The sequence below is a fragment of the Variovorax multivorans genome, from assembly GCF_051216835.1.
GTDB lineage: Bacteria > Pseudomonadota > Gammaproteobacteria > Burkholderiales > Burkholderiaceae_C > Variovorax.
On record NZ_JBPJZL010000002.1, the window covers coordinates 352,745 to 369,028 of the forward strand.

Annotated in this window: 16 protein-coding genes; 14 read left to right on the plus strand and 2 right to left on the minus strand. The window is 68.1% G+C overall.

The window, feature by feature from the left end:
* Positions 1 to 18 precede the first annotated feature (18 nt).
* From ACSFCA_RS05205 to ACSFCA_RS05215, 3 genes are read left to right on the plus strand one after another with little or no spacing between them, the layout of a single operon-like run.
* Entirely contained in the window at positions 19 to 1,356 is a 1,338-nt protein-coding gene (locus ACSFCA_RS05205) for an MFS transporter (RefSeq protein WP_258350750.1), read from the plus strand.
* Positions 1,356 to 2,087: a DUF2848 domain-containing protein gene (locus ACSFCA_RS05210; protein ID WP_258350751.1), complete on the plus strand. Its 732-nt coding sequence runs from the start codon at positions 1,356 to 1,358 to the stop codon at positions 2,085 to 2,087. Before ACSFCA_RS05205 ends, ACSFCA_RS05210 begins: the two co-directional genes overlap by 1 nt.
* Positions 2,087 to 3,448 carry an amidase gene (locus ACSFCA_RS05215; protein WP_435458842.1) on the plus strand — a complete coding sequence of 454 codons (1,362 nt, stop codon included), beginning with the start codon at positions 2,087 to 2,089 and terminating at the stop codon, positions 3,446 to 3,448. Before ACSFCA_RS05210 ends, ACSFCA_RS05215 begins: the two co-directional genes overlap by 1 nt.
* Here the strand turns inward: ACSFCA_RS05215 and ACSFCA_RS05220 are convergent.
* Positions 3,438 to 4,346, minus strand: a complete 909-nt coding sequence (locus ACSFCA_RS05220; protein WP_093075645.1) for a LysR substrate-binding domain-containing protein — start codon at positions 4,344 to 4,346, stop codon at positions 3,438 to 3,440. The two genes, ACSFCA_RS05215 and ACSFCA_RS05220, sit on opposite strands and share 11 nt — an antisense overlap.
* 188 nt (positions 4,347 to 4,534) lie before the next feature.
* On the opposite strand from ACSFCA_RS05220, the gene ACSFCA_RS05225 reads away from it, so the two are divergent.
* The 9 genes from ACSFCA_RS05225 (at position 4,535) to ACSFCA_RS05265 (ending at position 12,791) form a co-directional block, all read left to right on the plus strand.
* Positions 4,535 to 5,596 carry an ABC transporter substrate-binding protein gene (locus tag ACSFCA_RS05225; protein ID WP_258355345.1) on the plus strand — a complete coding sequence of 354 codons (1,062 nt, stop codon included), beginning with the start codon at positions 4,535 to 4,537 and terminating at the stop codon, positions 5,594 to 5,596.
* Positions 5,597 to 5,603: 7 nt separating this feature from the next.
* Positions 5,604 to 6,674 carry an ABC transporter ATP-binding protein gene (locus ACSFCA_RS05230; protein ID WP_435458843.1) on the plus strand — a complete coding sequence of 357 codons (1,071 nt, stop codon included), beginning with the start codon at positions 5,604 to 5,606 and terminating at the stop codon, positions 6,672 to 6,674.
* Entirely contained in the window at positions 6,667 to 7,545 is an 879-nt protein-coding gene (locus ACSFCA_RS05235) for an ABC transporter permease (RefSeq protein ID WP_435458844.1), read from the plus strand. Before ACSFCA_RS05230 ends, ACSFCA_RS05235 begins: the two co-directional genes overlap by 8 nt.
* Before the next feature lie 16 nt (positions 7,546 to 7,561).
* Positions 7,562 to 8,356 (plus strand): ABC transporter permease, encoded by a 795-nt coding sequence (locus ACSFCA_RS05240; RefSeq protein WP_093049254.1) that lies wholly within the window; start codon positions 7,562 to 7,564, stop codon positions 8,354 to 8,356.
* Between the two features lie 70 nt (positions 8,357 to 8,426).
* Complete coding sequence (locus ACSFCA_RS05245) at positions 8,427 to 9,563, plus strand: NAD(P)/FAD-dependent oxidoreductase (protein ID WP_435458845.1); 1,137 nt, start codon at positions 8,427 to 8,429, stop codon at positions 9,561 to 9,563.
* Positions 9,553 to 9,918, plus strand: coding sequence for a (2Fe-2S)-binding protein (locus ACSFCA_RS05250; protein ID WP_435458846.1), 366 nt, complete (start codon positions 9,553 to 9,555; stop codon positions 9,916 to 9,918). Before ACSFCA_RS05245 ends, ACSFCA_RS05250 begins: the two co-directional genes overlap by 11 nt.
* Positions 9,908 to 11,287: an FAD-dependent oxidoreductase gene (locus ACSFCA_RS05255; RefSeq protein WP_435458847.1), complete on the plus strand. Its 1,380-nt coding sequence runs from the start codon at positions 9,908 to 9,910 to the stop codon at positions 11,285 to 11,287. Before ACSFCA_RS05250 ends, ACSFCA_RS05255 begins: the two co-directional genes overlap by 11 nt.
* Positions 11,284 to 12,441 carry an NAD(P)/FAD-dependent oxidoreductase gene (locus tag ACSFCA_RS05260; RefSeq protein ID WP_435458848.1) on the plus strand — a complete coding sequence of 386 codons (1,158 nt, stop codon included), beginning with the start codon at positions 11,284 to 11,286 and terminating at the stop codon, positions 12,439 to 12,441. Before ACSFCA_RS05255 ends, ACSFCA_RS05260 begins: the two co-directional genes overlap by 4 nt.
* The gene (locus tag ACSFCA_RS05265) at positions 12,438 to 12,791 is read left to right on the plus strand and encodes a RidA family protein (RefSeq protein ID WP_093049240.1); all 354 of its coding nucleotides are present in this window, start codon (positions 12,438 to 12,440) and stop codon (positions 12,789 to 12,791) included. Before ACSFCA_RS05260 ends, ACSFCA_RS05265 begins: the two co-directional genes overlap by 4 nt.
* A gap of 9 nt (positions 12,792 to 12,800) precedes the next feature.
* On the opposite strand, the gene ACSFCA_RS05270 is transcribed toward ACSFCA_RS05265, so the two are convergent.
* Entirely contained in the window at positions 12,801 to 13,235 is a 435-nt protein-coding gene (locus ACSFCA_RS05270; protein ID WP_093049237.1) for a MarR family winged helix-turn-helix transcriptional regulator, read from the minus strand.
* A 143-nt stretch (positions 13,236 to 13,378) separates the two neighbouring features.
* On the opposite strand from ACSFCA_RS05270, the gene ACSFCA_RS05275 reads away from it, so the two are divergent.
* Entirely contained in the window at positions 13,379 to 14,488 is a 1,110-nt protein-coding gene (locus ACSFCA_RS05275; protein ID WP_435458849.1) for a substrate-binding domain-containing protein, read from the plus strand.
* 200 nt (positions 14,489 to 14,688) lie between these two features.
* Positions 14,689 to 16,206 (plus strand): amidase, encoded by a 1,518-nt coding sequence (locus ACSFCA_RS05280; protein WP_093075653.1) that lies wholly within the window; start codon positions 14,689 to 14,691, stop codon positions 16,204 to 16,206.
* Positions 16,207 to 16,284: the final 78 nt, after the last annotated feature.

The window sequence follows — 16,284 nt, forward strand, 5'->3', positions numbered from 1 at the left end:
CTGAACAAAGGTATTTCAATGACCGAACATGTTCTCCCCGCTGCGACCACCGCAGCCACGCCGCCCACACCCGGTTCCAGTTCCGGGTCCGCGAAGATGGGCCGCCTGGCCATGGCCAGCTCCATCGGCACCACGCTGGAGTGGTACGACTTCACCGTCTACAACATCATGGCCGCGCTGGTCTTCAACGCGGTGTTCTTCCCGTCGTTCGACCCGCTCACCGGCACCATCCTCGCGTTCTCGACCTATGCGGTCGGCTACATCTCGCGCCCGCTGGGCGGCATGGTGTTCGGCCACCTCGGCGACCGGCTGGGCCGGCGCTTCGTGCTGGTGGCCACGCTGGTCATCATGGGTGTGTCCACGGGCCTGATGGGCCTGCTGCCCACCTATGCAACGTGGGGCATCTGGGCGCCGGTGGCACTGGTGGCGCTGCGCTTCGTGCAGGGCGTGGCGCTCGGCGGCGAATGGGCCGGCGCGGTGCTGCTGTCGATGGAGCACGGCAAACCCGACGAGCGCGGCCGCAATGCCTCTTTCACGCAGGTCGGTCCGTCGTGCGGCACGCTGATCGGCACCGGCTTCATCGCCATCGTGTCGGCCTGGCTGAGCCCGGAAGAGTTCCAGGCCTGGGGCTGGCGCCTGCCGCTGATCTCCAGCGTCGCGCTGGTGCTGTTCGGCCTGTGGCTGCGCCGCGGTGTGGACGAGACGCCCGTGTTCCGCGAGATGGAAGAGAAGAAGGCCACCGCCAAGACCCCCATCAAGGAAGTGTTCACCCAGCACTGGCGCAGCCTGCTGGTGGCCGGCGGCTCGCGCATCGGCTCCGACGTGCTGTACGCGCTGGTGGTGGTGTTCACGCTGACCTACGTGACGACGGTGCTGCACCTGTCGCGGCCGCTGGCGCTCACCGCAACGATGATCGGCGCGGCCTGCAACGCGATTGCGGTGCCGTGGTTCGGCAGCCTGTCTGACCGCATCGGCCGCCGGCCGGTCTACATTGCCGGCGCGCTGCTGGGCATGGTGTGGGCCTTCGTGTTCTTCGTGCTGATGGACAGCGCGCAACCGGTCGCCATCTGCGCGGCGGTGGTGGTGGGCCTCTTGATCCACGCAATGATGTACGGCCCGCAGGCCGCCTTCGTGACCGAGCAGTTCCCCGGCCGCGTGCGCTATGCAGGCGCCTCGCTGGCCTACACGCTGGCCGGCATCGTAGGCGGCGGCTTTGCGCCGCTGATCATCGCGAGCCTGTTCAAGTCGTGGGGCACCACGGTAGCCGTGTCGCTGTACGTGGTGGCCGCGCTGGGCCTGACGCTGATCGCCCTCGTGGTGGCCCGCGAAACCGCCAAGCGCCCGCTGGAGAACTGATGACGACGAACATGCATCATTCCCTGCGCTTCGCCTGCGAGAGCATTTCCGAAGACGGCACGCGCTCCACCGCCCTGCACAGCGTCGCGCCCCGCGCGTTGGTGGTGGCGGGCTGGACAGGCCGCGACATCGCGGCCATCGAGCACCACATCGAAGAACTGGCGGAGCTCGGCGTGCCGCGCCCTTCGAGCGTGCCGCTGTACTACCGCGTCGCGGCCCAGCTGTTGACGCAATCGCCAGCCATCGAGGCGCTGGGTGACCAGAGCTCCGGCGAGGCCGAGCCCGTGTTCTTCTTCTCGCAGGGCGAGTGGTGGCTGAGCGTGGCCTCTGACCACACCGACCGGCATGTAGAGAGCTACTCGGTTGCCGTGTCGAAGCAGATGTGCGCCAAGCCCGTTGCCGAGACCGCATGGCGCTGGCGCGACGTGCAGGCGCACCAGGACACACTCGAGCTGCGCTCGCGCATCTTCGAGGACGGCCGCTGGACCGACTACCAGCGCGGCACGCTCGCATCGATCCGACCGCTGGCCGCACTGCGCGACGGCATGCCCGGCGCCGGCAGCGCACCCGAAGGCCTGTTCATGACCTGCGGCACGCTGGGCGCACTGCCCAACGCGAAGGGCGAAGGCATCCGGCCCGCCGGGCAGATGGAAATCGAACTGCACGACCCGAAGCTGCGGCGCCGCATCGTGCATCGCTATGCGGTGGAAGCACTGCCGGTGGTGGCGTGATGAAGAGCAGTTTCACCATCGCAGCCCTGCGCGAACGCATCGCGCGCGGCGAGCTTTCGCACGAGGCGCTGATCGAACAGGTGCTCGAAGCGGCCACGCAACCCGCCGCCGAGCACGTCTTCACGCGGCTCTACGCCGATGCGGCTCGCGCCGCAGCGCGCCATGCCGATGCCGCGCAAAAGGCCGGCGTCGAACTCGGCCCACTCGCCGGCCTGCCCGTGTCGGTCAAGGACCTCTACGACGTGGCCGGCGAGACCACCATGGCCGGCTCTGCCGTCTGCGCAGGCGAGCCGCCGGCCACGCACGATGCAGTCGCCGTGACGCGGCTGCGCACGCAAGGCGCTGCCATCGTCGGCAAGACCAACATGACCGAGTTCGCGTTCTCGGGCGTGGGCATCAACCCGCACTACGGCACGCCGCGCAATCCGGCCGACGCGGCCACGGCGCGCATTCCGGGCGGTTCGTCGTCGGGCGCTGCGGTGTCGGTGGCGCTCGGCCTCGCTGTCGCGGGGCTGGGCTCGGACACGGGCGGCTCCATCCGCATTCCCGCCGCGCTGTGCGGACTCGTGGGCTTCAAGAGCACGCAGTCGCGCGTGCCGCGCACGGGTGCCTTCGAACTGGCGCGCTCGCTAGACACGGTCTGCGCCATGGCCCGCAGCGTGGAAGACTGCCTGATTGCCGACGCAGCCATTGCCGATGCCGCGCTCGCGGTGCGCCGCCGCCCGTTGCAGGGCATGCGCCTTGCCGTGCCGCGCACGATGATGTTCGACGACATCGAGCCCGCCGTGGCTCGCGCCTTCGACCGCGCGCTGCAGGCCCTCTCGGCCGCAGGTGCGCAGATCGTGGACATCACGCTGGCCGAACTCGCCGAGATCGCGACCGTCAACGCGCCCGGCGGCTTCTCGCCGGTCGAGGCCTCTGCGGTGCACCGCGAGCGCTTCGCCGCAAAGCGCAGCGGCTTCGATTCGCGCGTGGCCGCCCGCATCGCGCTCGGCACTGAAGTGCGCGCCGCCGACTACATCGCCATGCAGGACCGCCGGCGCGACTGGATCGGCCGCGTCGAGCGCGCCATCGAAGGCTTCGACGCCCTCGTGTGCCCGACCGTGCCGATCGTCGCGCCGCCCATTGCGGCGCTGGCGGAAGACGCGGCCTTCTTCAGGGCCAACGGCCTGCTGCTGCGCAACACCTTCGCAATCAACCTGCTCGACGGCTGCGCCTTCAGCCTGCCGTGCCATGCACCGGGCGAACTGCCGGTGGGGTTGATGCTGGCCTCGGTGCGCGGCGACGACGCGCGGCTCGCGGCGGTGGCGCTGGCCGTGGAGGCTGCGCTACCCGAGTCTGGGACAAAAGTCAGGGGCTGACGAATCTCGGGTCGAGCTGCGCCACGGCGAACTTGCGCACGTGATCGACGAAGGCGCTCACCAGCAATGACGAGCTCCGCCGCACCGGCGTGAGCACGGAAAAATCCGTCACCATTTCCGGCTCGAAGGGCAGGAAGCTCAGGCCCTGGCCGGCGTGCTCCAGCGCGGTGATCGGGTCCACCAGCGACACGCCGAGGCCGGCAGCCACCATGGCGCAAACGCCGGCCGACACCTGTGTCTCGACCTGCAGCTTGCGCTCGATGCCGTAGGACGCGAAGAGCGCGTCGACGTGCAGCCGCGATTCGATCACATGCGGATGCGAGACGAAGTGCTCGCCGGCCAGATCCGGAGGGCGGATCACCTTTTTCTTCGCGAGCCGGTGATCGCTGCGCATCACGCAGACCATCCGGGTCGCGATCAGCCGCTCACCGTGCGTGCTCGAATGGCTTACCGGCAGGATGACGAATCCGACGTCGCAGCGCTCGCCCACCACCAGGTCCACCACCGTGCGCGAGGAATGGTTGGCGAGTGACACCCGGATGTCGTTGTGCTCGGCCAGGAAGCCCGCAATTGCGCGCGGCAGGAAAGACAGCGCCAGTGCCGGCGCGGCGGCAATGCGCAGCGCGCCGCGCTGCAGCGACCGGATCTCCTCGGCGGTTCGCGCAATGCGCTCCATGCCGAGCAGCGAGCGCTCGACCTCCTCGTTCAGCGCCTCGGCCTCCGCGGTGGGTTGCAGGCGCCCCCGCACACGCAAAAAGAGCGGGAAGCCCACGCTTTCCTCCAGGTCGGCAATCAACCGCGTGACGGCGGGCTGCGACACGTGCAGCGACTCGGCCGCGCGTGTCACCGTTTGCCACAGCATCACGGCGCGAAAGGCCTCCAATTGACGAATCTTCATGTCTGGCACTCCATACATGAATGTTATGGCCTTCCGAAAAAAAACGATTGTTCAGCGAACGAACGCATCGTTAATCTGCGTTCTTCGAGTGAAACGAACTGCAGAACCCATTCTGGTGCGCCATAAGAGAAACGCATCACGATAGGGAAAACCCGGACTTTTTGGTGCGCAACAAAGGAAATCCCATGATGCTTCGTCCCGTTTCCGCGGCCGTGAATGCGGCGCTGTCCACCGTGCTGGCCTTCTGCGCCCTGACCGCTGCGACCACCGCATCGGCCCAGCAGCCGACCACGCTCTACGTTGGCTCCTACGGCGGCTCGACCGAGAAGGCCTTCAAGGAGAAACTGATCCCCGCGTTCGAGGCCAAGCACAACGCCAGGATCGTCTACGTGTCGGGCAACTCGACCGACACACTGGCCAAGCTGCAGGCACAAAAGGGCAAGCAGGAACTCAACGTCGTGCTGCTCGACGACGGCCCGATGTACCAGGCCGTGCAGTTCGGCTTCTGCGACAAGCTGGGCAACCAGCCGGTACTGAAAGACCTGTACCCCGTCGCACGCATGACCGACAGCGCAGTCGGCGTGGGCATCGTCGCCGCCGGCATCGCCTACAACACCGAAGCCTTCAAGAAGGCGAACCTGCCTCCGCCGGATTCGTGGGAGGTGCTCACCGACAAGCGCTTCAAGCAGAAGGTCGCGATCCCGCCGATCAGCAACACCTACGGCCTGCAGACGCTGCTGACCTTCGCCAAGCTGCGCAAGGGCGGCGACAAGAACATCGACCCGGGCTTCACGGCAATGGCACGTGAAGTCGGGCCCAACGTGCTGGCGTGGGAACCGTCGCCGGGCAAGATGACGGAGCTGTTCCAGAACAACGACATCATGCTGGCCGTGTGGGGCAGCGGCCGCGTGCAGGCGCTGAAGGACACGGGCTTCCCGGTGCAGTTCGTGATTCCGAAGGAAGGCGCGCCGGCCCTGCTGATAGCTGCCTGCCCGGTGGCGCAGAACACGGCCCCGGCGCTCTCGCAGGCCTTCGTCAACTACCTGCTGACGCCTGAAGTGCAGGCCATCCTCGCCGACACGCAGGGCTGGGGCCCGGCCAACTCGACCACCAAGCTGGCACCGGCGGTCGCGGCCAAGGTGCCGTACGGCAAGGAGCAGATGGACAAGCTGCTGCCCACCGACTGGACGCTCGTCAACGAGAAGCGCGCCGAGTGGACCAACCGCTGGAACCGCACCGTCGAACGCTGAGCAGCGCATGACCTTCCTTCAACTCGATCAACTCGGCAAGACCTTCGGCGACTTTCGCGCCGTGGAGAGCCTGAGCCTGGACGTCGAGCGCGGCGAGTTCATCTCGCTGCTCGGCCCCTCGGGCTGCGGCAAGACCACCACCCTGCAGATGGTGGCGGGCTTCGTCGAGCCGACGCGCGGACGCATCCGCCTGAACGGCGTCGACATCACGGCCATGCGGCCGGAGAAGCGCGGCATGGGTGTGGTGTTCCAGAGCTATGCGCTGTTTCCGCACATGACCGTGGCCGACAACATCGGCTTCGGCCTCGAGATGCGCGGCATGCGTGGTGCCGAGAAGTTGAAACGCATCGACGAGACGCTCGAGCTCGTGCGGCTGCCGGGCCTGGGCAAGCGCTATCCAAAGGAACTCTCGGGCGGCCAGCGGCAACGCGTTGCCATCGCCCGTGCGCTGGCGGTGCGCCCCGAGGTGCTGCTGCTCGACGAGCCGATGTCGAACCTCGACGCGAAGCTGCGCGAGGACATGCACGTCGAGCTGCGCGGCATCCAGCGGCAGCTTGGCATCACCACGATCCTGGTCACGCACGACCAGGTCGAGGCCATGACCATGAGCGACCGCATCGCGGTCATGCACGGCGGGCGCATCGTGCAGCTCGCCACGCCCTACGAGGCGTACGAGCGACCCGAATCCGCATTCGCCTCGTCCTTCCTCGGCAAGACGAACGTGCTGAAGGGCATCGTCGAAGCCCGCAACATGCGCTGCTGCGAGGTACGCGTCGGCGATTCGCTGCTGCACGTGCCGCATCAGGAAAAGCCGCTTGCGCGCGAGGTCAACGTCTATGTTCGGCCCGAGAAGGTGCAGCTTGCGCCGGCCTCGGCCGCGAACGGCATTCCGGCCACCATCCGCACGAGGCTCTTCCTGGGCAACCACTGGCTGGTCGAGGTCGACAGCGCGCTCGGGCCGATGCGCGTAAGCCATCCCAACATCGGCGCGGTGCCACCGGCCGAAGGCGAAGCCGTCGCGCTGCACTGGCTGGACGACGACCTGCGCCTGCTCGACACGGAGGCCGCGAATGGCTGAGGCAGCCTCCGGGCCGCGCGCGGGTTCTGCGCCCTGGTTCCTCAGCGCGCCCGCGCTGCTGCTGTTTCTCGGGCTGCTGGTGATTCCGCTCGCGCTCACCGCGGTGTTGTCATTCCATTCGTTCGACGGCACGCGCGGTGTGCTGCCGGACTTCACTGCTCGCAACTACCTCGAGGTTTTCTCGGACCCGTACTACTACGAGATCTTCCTGCGCACGGCCGGCCTGGCGCTCGCGGTCACGCTGCTGTCGGTGCTGTTCGGCGTGCCGGAAACCATCATCCTGTCGCGCATGAAGGCGCCGTGGCGGGGCATCTTCCTGATCGTCATTCTTGGGCCGCTGCTGGTCTCGGTCGTGGTCCGCACGCTGGGCTGGGCCATCCTCATGGGCAACAACGGGCTCATCAATGCGGGCCTGCGGGCGCTCGGCCTCACGGACGAACCGGTACGCCTGCTGTTCACGATGACCGGGGTGGTCATCGCGCTCACGCACGTGCTGATGCCGTTCATGGTGATCTCGGTGTGGGCCTCGCTGCAGAAGCTCGATCCGCAGGTCGAGAACGCAGGGCTCTCCTTCGGCGCGGCGCCTTTCACGGTGTTTCGCCGGGTCATCCTGCCGCAGATCCTGCCAGGCATCCTGTCGGGCGGGATCATCGTGTTCGCGCTGGCGGCCTCGGCCTTCGCCACGCCGGCCATTCTTGGCGGGCGCCGGCTCAAGGTGGTGGCCACGGCCGCGTACGACGAGTTCCTGAGCACGCTGAACTGGCCGCTGGGCGCGTCGATCGCGATCCTGCTCCTGGTGGCCAACGTCATCGTCATCGCGGGCTTCAACCGCTGGCTCGAGCGGCGCTACGCGCAGGTCTTCGAAGGCTGAGAAAAAGAGGCACGACATGCGCAAGAACGGACTGCTCTCCCTCGTCTACCACGCGATCTTCATCGCCTTCATCCTGGCACCGCTGGTCGTGGTGGTGCTGGTGTCGTTCACCGGCAAGGGCTATATCTCGCTGCCGACCGACGGCTTCTCGCTGCGCTGGTTCCGCGCCATCGGCGGCGCCACCGAGCTGGTCAACGCGTTCTGGATCTCGCTCTGGCTCGGCCTTGCGAGCGCGACCGTCGCCGTGGTGCTGGCAGTGCCGGCCGCGCTGGCGCTGGTGCGCTACCGCTTTCCGGGGCGCGGCGTGCTCGCGGCCTTCTTCATGTCGCCGCTGATGATTCCGCATGTGGTGCTGGGCGTGGCGTTCCTGCGCTTCTTCACCACGGTGGGCGTGTCGGGGTCGTTCGCGTGGCTCGCGCTGACGCACGTGGTGGTGGTCATGCCCTACGCACTGCGGCTGGTGCTGGCCTCGGCCACGGGCCTCGATCGCGATGCAGAGAAGGCCGCGCTCTCGCTCGGCGCGAACCGCATGACCGCGTTCCGCCGCATCGTGCTGCCGCTGATCCTGCCGGGCGTGGTCGGCGGCTGGATGCTCGCCTTCATCCAGAGCTTCGACGAGCTCACCATGACGGTGTTCGTCGCCACGCCGGGCACCACGACTCTGCCGGTCGCCATGTACAACCAGATCGCGCAGACCATCGACCCGCTGGTGGCGTCGGTATCGACCGTGCTCATCGCCGGCACGGTGGTGCTGATGGTGCTGCTCGACCGCCTCGTCGGCCTCGACCGCGTGCTGATCGGCAAGGGCTGAGCGCGCCCTGCCCGCCTCTGCCCATCTCTGCCCATCTGCTCGCATCCGGGCATTTCTTTTTCTGCATTCCATGAACACAAGTGATTTGATCGTCGTCGGCGGCGGCCTGGTCGGCACCGCGCTGGCCTACGGCGCGGCGCGCAACGGCACTCGCGTGACCGTCCTCGACGAGGGCGACGATGCCTTTCGTGCGTCGCGCGGCAACTTCGGACTCGTATGGGTCCAGGGCAAGGGCTTCGGCATGACGCCGTATGCGCGCTGGACGATGAGGTCGGCCGCGCGATGGCCGCAGCTCGCCGAGGCACTGAACGCCGACACCGGCATCGACGTGCAACTGCGCCAGCCTGGTGGATTCCATTTCTGCTTTTCCGACGAGGAGATGCAGGCACGCGAAGCGCGCATGCGCAGCATCAGCGACGCGCTCGACGGCAACTACGCCTTCGAGATGCTGGACCACGCATCGCTCAAGGCACGGCTGCCCGGCATCGGGCCCGCGGTCGCGGGCGCGAGCTACACGCGGATGGACGGCCACGCCAATCCGCTGAAGCTGCTGCGGGCACTGCACGCGGCCTGCCGCCATCACGGCGTGCGCTTCGCGCAAGGCAGCCGGGCGACGCGGATCACGCCGCAGGCCGGCGGCTTCGAGATCGAGGCCGGCGCGGCCATATGGCACGCGCCGCGCGTGGTGCTCGCGGCCGGCCTCGGCAACCGCGAGCTGGCGCCGCAGATCGGCCTCCATGCGCCGGTGCAGCCCAACCGGGGCCAGGTGCTGGTCGGCGAACGCGTCGCCCGCTTTCTGGACCATCCGACCACCTACGTGCGCCAGACGGACGAAGGCACGATCCAGCTCGGCGATTCGCTCGAGGACGTCGGCCTCGACGACAGCACGACCGCCGACGTACTGAGCACCATCGCGCGTCGCGGCGTGCGCAGCTTTCCGGTGCTGGAGAGCCTGCGGCTGGTGCGCGCATGGGGCGCGCTGCGGGTGATGACGCCCGACGGCTTTCCGATCTACCAGGCATCGACGCAATGTCCCGGCGCTTTCGTCGTGACCTGCCACAGCGGCGTGACGCTGGCCGCCAACCATGCGTTCTCCATCGCGCCGTGGATCACCGGCAGTGCCGGGGACGGCGCACCGGCCGGCATCGAATCTTTCAGCGGTGACCGCTTCCTCAACGGCAACGAGACCTTCCAACATGCCCACTAACGTCCGCTTTCGCTCCCTGGTTCCGGTAGATGCTTCGCCGCGCGGCGAGCCGATGGTCAACCTGTTTTTCGACGGCCGTGCCCTGCAGGTGCCGGCCGGCTGCAGCGTGGCCGCGGCCCTGCTCGCCAACGGTGTCTCGACCTTTCGCACCACGCCCGTGAGCGGGGCGCCGCGCGCGCCCTACTGCATGATGGGCGCGTGCTTCGATTGCCTGGTCGAGATCGACGGCCAGCCCAACCGCCAGAGCTGCCTCGTCGCAGTGGCCGAGGGCATGCAGGTGAAGACGCAGGCCGGCCTGCGTTCCTTCGACGGCGCCGATGCCGTGATTGCCGAAGAGGCCGCGCATGTCGAATGAGCGTTGCGACATCGCCATCGTCGGCGCCGGACCGGCCGGCATGTCGGCCGCCATCGTTGCCGCGCGGCTCGGCGCCAGCGTCGTCGTGCTCGACGAGCAACGCGGTGCAGGCGGGCAGATCTATCGCGCCATCACCGACGCGCCGGCGCGCCGGGTCGACCTGCTCGGGCCGGACTACGCCGCCGGCCGCTCGCTCGCCGATGCCTTCGCCGCAAGCGGCGCCCGGCATCTGACCAACGCCGCCGTCTGGCAGGTCACGCCCGAAGGCGCTGTGCATTACCTGCGCGACGGCGCGACCTCAACGCTGCAGGCCGGACGCGTCGTGCTCTGCTCGGGCGCCATGGAGCGTCCGTTCCCGATCCCGGGCTGGACGCTGCCGGGCGTGCTCACCGCTGGCGCTGCGCAAATCCTGCTGAAGAGCGCCGACGTGGTGCCGGCCGAGCCCGTCGTGCTCGCGGGCTGCGGACCGCTGCTCTACCTGCTCGGCTGGCAGTACGTGCGCGCGGGCGTGCCCATTCGCGCGCTGGTCGACACGACGTCGATGGAAGACTACCGCCGCGCGCTCTCGCACCTCGGCGGCGCGCTGGCCGGCTGGCGCTACCTGAAGAAAGGGCTGTCGCTCATGCGTGTGCTGAAGCGCGCCGGTGTGCCCTTCCACACCGGTGCCGAGAACCTCGCAGCGGAAGGCGATGACGGCGTGGAGGCGCTGCGCTTCACGGCCGGCGGCAAGGCGCATCGCATCGAAACCTCGACCCTTCTGTTGCACCACGGCGTGGTGCCGAACACGCAATTCACCTGGTCGCTGCGGGCCAGGCACACGTGGGACGATGCACAACTGTGCTGGCGGCCCGAGGCGGATGCCTGGGGTGCACTCGACGTGCCCGGCATCCACGTCGCCGGCGACGGCCTCGGCATCGGTGGTGCGCTGGCGGCGGCGCAGCAGGGCGAGCTTGCGGCGCTCGGCGCGATGCACGGGCTCAGCCGGATCACGACCGCGGAGCGCGACAAGCTTGCCGAGCCGCTTCGCGCGGCGCTGCGCGAGCACCTGCGCATCCGCCCCTTCCTCGATGCGCTGTACCGGCCCAAGAAGGCCAACCGCATTCCGGCAGACGACGTGATCGTGTGCCGTTGCGAGGAAGTCGCTGCCGGCGCCATCCGGCATTTCGTGGCGCTCGGCTGCGACGGACCGAACCAGGCGAAGGCCTTCGGGCGTTGCGGCATGGGCCCGTGCCAGGGGCGCCAGTGCGGCCTGACCGTGACCGAGCTGATCGCGGACGCGCGCGGCGTGACGCCGGCCGAAGTGGGCTACTACCGCATCCGGCCGCCGATCAAGCCGATCTCGCTGGGCGAACTCGCGGGCGCGGAATGAAGCGATCGGCGGATGTGATCGTCGTTGGCGGCGGCCTGCACGGCCTGTCGAGCGCGCTGCATCTTGCGCAGCGCGGGCTGGCGGTCATCGTGCTCGAGGCCGAGTTCTGTGGCCGCCATGCTTCCGGCGTGAACGCGGGCGGCGTGCGAACCCTCGGGCGCCACGTCGCCGAGATTCCGCTCGCGCTGGCGTCGCGAACAATGTGGCACCGGCTGGCCGAACTCGTCGGCGATGACGCGGGTTTTGCGCCCAGCGGCCAGCTGAAGGTTGCCGAGACCGATGAGGAACTGCAGACGCTGCGCGACACCGTTGCGCGTCTGCATTCGCTTGGCTTCGGCCATGAAGAACTCGTCGACGCCAAACAGGTGCGCGAACTCGTGCCCGCCATTGCGCCGCACGTCGTCGGCGGCATCTGGGTGCGCGATGACGGCCATGCCTTGCCGTACCGCGCCGTCACCGCATTCCGGCTGGCATCCCAGCGCGCCGGCGCAGAAGTGCACGAGGAGACGCGCGTCGAACGCATCGACCATCGCACCGGCCGCTGGCACGTGGCAACCACGCGTGGCAGCTTCGATGCCACCCATCTGGTCAACGCCGCCGGTGCCTGGGCCGGCACGCTGGCCGCGCAGGCCGGTGACCCGGTGCCGGTCGAAGGGGGCGGGCTGATGCTCATGATCACGCACCGTGCACCGCCCTTCGTCACGCCGGTGCTCGGCGCGACCGGCCGGCCGCTGTCCTTCAAGCAGTTCGCGAACGGCACCGTGCTGATCGGCGGTGGGCTGCGCTGCACCGCGGACCTCGACGCGCGGCATGGCATCGTCGACATGCCGAAGCTCGCCCGCAGCGCGCGCACGGTGACCGACCTGTTCCCGCACCTGAAGCCGCTGGGCGTCAACCGAGCGTGGGCCGGCGTCGAGGCCTTCATGCCCGACGGTATTCCCGTGATCGGCCCGAGCCGCGCGGCGCCGAACCTCGTGCATGCATTCGGCTTTTCTGCGCACGGCTTCGAGCTCGGGCCGATCGGCGGGCAGATCGTTGCCGAGCTCGTGACCGAAGGCCGCAGCACGCTGCCCATCGAAGCCTTTGCCGTCGACCGCTTCGCGCGTCGGGCGGCCGCAACTTTTCAACCACTCCAGCAAGGACAACCATCATGAGCGACATCCAGCGCTACGACTCCAACGCACGCCTTTCCCGCATCGTCGTGCACAACTCGGTGGTCTACGTCGCAGGCGTCACTGCGAACGACCGCAGCGGTGATGCCCAGGCGCAGGCCGCCGACATCCTCGCCAAGATCGACGGCTACCTTGCGAGCGTCGGCACGAACAAGTCGCGCCTGTTGTCGGTGCAGATCTGGCTGCAGGACATCGACCGAGATTTCGCCGGCCTGAACGCCGCCTGGGCAGAGTGGATTCCCGCCGATGCCATGCCCACACGGGCCACCTGCGAGGCCAGGCTGGCAGCGCCCGACCTGCGCGTCGAGATCATCGTGACCGCGGCGCTGTAGGGCGCTGCGTCAGGGCGCTTCGCACTCGTCGATGAAGTTCTCGAGCAGCTTCTTGAGCTGGCTGGTCTTGCGCGGGCCCAGCGCTTCTTCGATGACATCGTGGTGCGCGTCCACGCTTTTCTTCAGGCGCGAGACCGTTTCCAGGCCCAGGTCGCTGATGTAGACCAGCACCCTGCGGCTGTCGGTGGCGTCGGCTGCGCGCTGCACCAGCCCGCGGCTCACCAGCTTGTCGATGTTCTTGGTCAGCGCCGGGTGGTTCAGCAGGACGGTTTCCGCCAGGTCGCCCATGGAACGCCCCTGCTCGTCGGCCAGCACCTGCAGGATGCGCCAGTGCTCTTCCGTCACCTCTTCCGCGGCGATGGATTGGGCCAGGCCGATGCGCATGCGCCGGTTGGCGGAGGCCAGCAGGTAGGCCAGGTACTGGGAAATGTCTTGCTCGGGCATGGGCGGCGGGGCGGTCTGCGTCGGAATCGGATGCGGGCGAGTCTACGCAGAATCGTTTGCCTTGGAAAGTATTGGCGCGATTTTTGCAGCATGCTCAGCCCCCAGTCGCCGTCCTTCCATCCTCCGCACCGGTCACCCGTCCCATGCCCGCCCTCTCATCGAACAGGATTGCGGCCCGCGCGCAACGGCCGCGGCCCCTGCTTGCGCGCCAGGAACTCAACATCGCGCTGTGCGTGCCGCTGGGCGGCACGGCCGGCATATGGGCACCCTCTTCCCTGGCCTGCGCCAAACTGGCGCAGGCCGAGCTCAACCGCGACGCGGGCATCGGGGGCCGCTCATGCCGGCTGCTGACCGTCAATGCCGCGGGCGATTCGGCCGACATCGAAGCCACGCTGACCGAACTGGTGCAGGCCGGCGACATCGACGCCATCATCGGCATGCACACCAGCGCCGTGCGCCATCGCATCCTGCGCGCCGTGGGGGGACAGATCCCGATCGTCTATACGCCGCTGTACGAAGGCGGGGAATCCACGCCAGGCGTCTTCGCGATCGGCGAGACCGCCGCACGCCAGTTGCAGCCGGCGATCGGCTGGCTGGGCCGCCACAAGCACCCGCGGCGCTGGTTCGCGGTCGGCAACGACTACATCTGGCCGCACGTCTCGCACCGGATGGCGCGCAGCTACATCGCGCAAGCCGGCGGCGAGCTGGTCGGCGAGATGTACGTTCCCTTCGGAACCACGGATTTCTCGCAGGTGCTCGACGCGCTCCACAAGGGCAGCGTCGACGCCGTCCTGCTCTCGCTCATCGGACAGGATGCCATCGAGTTCAACCGGGCCTTCGGCCGCACGAGCCTGTCGCGCGCCATGCTGCGGCTGTCCTGCGCCATCGGGGAGAACGAACTCCTGGGCATCGGCGCCGACAACGCGGAAGACCTCTACATGGCCTGCGGCTACTTCGCCACGCTCGACACGGAGGCCAACCTGGCCTTCAAGGAGCGCTACCACGCACATTTCGGCGAGCGCGCGCCGACCCTCAACACCTTCGGCCAGTCGACCTACGAGGGCATGCATTTCCTGGGCGCGCTGTTCGCCGGAAGCAGACAGCCCATGGCCTGCCTGGAACACCCGGGCGGCACGCCGATTCACTACCGCAGTGCGCGGGAAGCCAGCTACCAGGGCGGCGGAGTGAACCGCACGCCGATCTATCTGGCCCGGGCCGAAGGCAATGCGTTTCGCGTCATCACGCGACTTTGAGCGATCGGAAAACAGTTGTGTTTTATTTTCCAAGGAAAACAAAATCCTTGACTTGGAAAATATCGGCACACAAAATCGGGCTGTGACGAGCCTGTAGGCGCCCGCTGTTTCGCACGGTGCGGCAAGGCCGACGCAACGCCGATCCGGCCGCCTCTTCGGGGCTGCCGGCGCCCATTCAACGAAGAACGCGGAGTCCGCTCATGGCCATCAAGCGCCCCACCCTCGACCAGTTGCAGGACGTTGCCCTGGGCCTGGGCATCCATCTGTCCGAAGCGCAGGCCAGCAGCTACAACGCGCTGCTGCAGGCCAACTTCGATGCCTACGACGCGGTCGACGCGATGCCCGACTACCTGCCTGTCGTGAGCTATGCGCGCACGCCCGGCTACCGCCCCCTGGGCGAAGAAAACAAGTACGGCGCCTGGTACGTCAAGACCACGATCAAGGGCAAGGCCGAGGGCAAGCTCGCCGGCAAGACCGTGGTGCTCAAGGACAACGTCTGCCTCGCCGGCGTGCCGATGATGAACGGCGCCTCCACGCTCGAAGGCTATGTGCCGAACGTCGACGCCACCGTCGTCACCCGGCTGCTCGATGCCGGCGCCACGGTGGTGGGCAAGTCGGTCTGCGAATACTTCTGCTTCTCGGGCGGCTCGCACACCAGTGCCTCCGGGCCGGTCCACAACCCGCACCGCATGGGCTACTCGGCCGGAGGCTCCTCGTCGGGCAGCGCGGCGCTGGTGGCCGCGGGCGAGGTCGACCTGGCGATCGGCGGCGACCAGGGCGGCTCCATCCGCATGCCGGCGTCCTATTGCGGCATCTACGGCATGAAGGCCACCCACGGCCTGGTGCCCTACACCGGCGTGATGCCGATCGAACTGACCATCGACCACACCGGCCCGATGACGGCCAACGTGACCGACAACGCGCTGATGCTCGAAGTGCTGGCCGGCCCCGACGGGCTCGATCCGCGCCAGCATGCGGGCCAGGCCGCCAAGCCCTACAGCGAGCTCATGAAGGACGGCGTGCGCGGCCTGCGCATCGGCATCGTCAAAGAAGGCTTCGGCTGGCCCCAGTCTGACCCCGCCGTCGGCGCCAAGGTGCGCAAGGCGGCCGAGGTGTTCACCCGGCTGGGCGCGATCGTCAGCGAGGTGTCGGTCCCCATGCATTCGGTCGGCCCGGCGATCTGGCTACCGATTGCCGCCGAGGGCGCCACCCAGCAGATGATGAAAGACAACGGCCACGGCTTCAACTGGAAGGGGCTCTACGTCACCAGCATGGTCGACTTCCACGCCGGCTGGAAGCACCGCGCCGACGAGCTCTCCGAAACGCTCAAGCTCACCATGGTGCTTGGCGAGTATTTCATCAAGCACTACCGTGGCCACTACTACGCCAAGGCGCAGAACCTGGCCCGCCAGCTGACCGCGGCCTACGACAGCGCCCTGTCCGATGTCGATCTGCTGCTGATGCCCACGCTGCCGATCACGGCCACGCCGCTGCCGGCGCCCGGCGCCAGCATCGAGGAGGTGGTCACGCGCGCCTTCGAGGTGCTGCCCAACACCTGCCCCTTCGACGTCACCGGCCATCCCTCGATGAGCGTGCCCTGCGGGCTGATCGACGGCCTGCCGGTCGGAATGATGCTCACCGGCCGCTGCTACGACGAGGCCACCATCTACCGCGCCGCCTATGCCTTCGAGCAGGCCGGCGACTGGAAAGCCATCTGACGCTTTCGCCCGCTTTTCTTCTGTTCCTGCCTTTCTCAACAACACAGCGGCGGCTGCGCCCGCCGAGCAACGAGGAGT

Bases quoted from the DNA above. Each gene is read 5' to 3' on its own strand.
- ACSFCA_RS05205 (WP_258350750.1), top strand. From the start codon at position 19: ATGACCGAACATGTTCTCCCCGCTGCGACCACCGCAGCCACGCCGCCC.
- ACSFCA_RS05210 (WP_258350751.1), top strand. From the start codon at position 1,356: ATGACGACGAACATGCATCATTCCCTGCGCTTCGCCTGCGAGAGCATT.
- ACSFCA_RS05215 (WP_435458842.1), top strand. From the start codon at position 2,087: ATGAAGAGCAGTTTCACCATCGCAGCCCTGCGCGAACGCATCGCGCGC.
- ACSFCA_RS05220 (WP_093075645.1), bottom strand. From the start codon at position 4,346: ATGAAGATTCGTCAATTGGAGGCCTTTCGCGCCGTGATGCTGTGGCAA.
- ACSFCA_RS05225 (WP_258355345.1), top strand. From the start codon at position 4,535: ATGCTTCGTCCCGTTTCCGCGGCCGTGAATGCGGCGCTGTCCACCGTG.
- ACSFCA_RS05230 (WP_435458843.1), top strand. From the start codon at position 5,604: ATGACCTTCCTTCAACTCGATCAACTCGGCAAGACCTTCGGCGACTTT.
- ACSFCA_RS05235 (WP_435458844.1), top strand. From the start codon at position 6,667: ATGGCTGAGGCAGCCTCCGGGCCGCGCGCGGGTTCTGCGCCCTGGTTC.
- ACSFCA_RS05240 (WP_093049254.1), top strand. From the start codon at position 7,562: ATGCGCAAGAACGGACTGCTCTCCCTCGTCTACCACGCGATCTTCATC.
- ACSFCA_RS05245 (WP_435458845.1), top strand. From the start codon at position 8,427: ATGAACACAAGTGATTTGATCGTCGTCGGCGGCGGCCTGGTCGGCACC.
- ACSFCA_RS05250 (WP_435458846.1), top strand. From the start codon at position 9,553: ATGCCCACTAACGTCCGCTTTCGCTCCCTGGTTCCGGTAGATGCTTCG.
- ACSFCA_RS05255 (WP_435458847.1), top strand. From the start codon at position 9,908: ATGTCGAATGAGCGTTGCGACATCGCCATCGTCGGCGCCGGACCGGCC.
- ACSFCA_RS05260 (WP_435458848.1), top strand. From the start codon at position 11,284: ATGAAGCGATCGGCGGATGTGATCGTCGTTGGCGGCGGCCTGCACGGC.
- ACSFCA_RS05265 (WP_093049240.1), top strand. From the start codon at position 12,438: ATGAGCGACATCCAGCGCTACGACTCCAACGCACGCCTTTCCCGCATC.
- ACSFCA_RS05270 (WP_093049237.1), bottom strand. From the start codon at position 13,235: ATGCCCGAGCAAGACATTTCCCAGTACCTGGCCTACCTGCTGGCCTCC.
- ACSFCA_RS05275 (WP_435458849.1), top strand. From the start codon at position 13,379: ATGCCCGCCCTCTCATCGAACAGGATTGCGGCCCGCGCGCAACGGCCG.
- ACSFCA_RS05280 (WP_093075653.1), top strand. From the start codon at position 14,689: ATGGCCATCAAGCGCCCCACCCTCGACCAGTTGCAGGACGTTGCCCTG.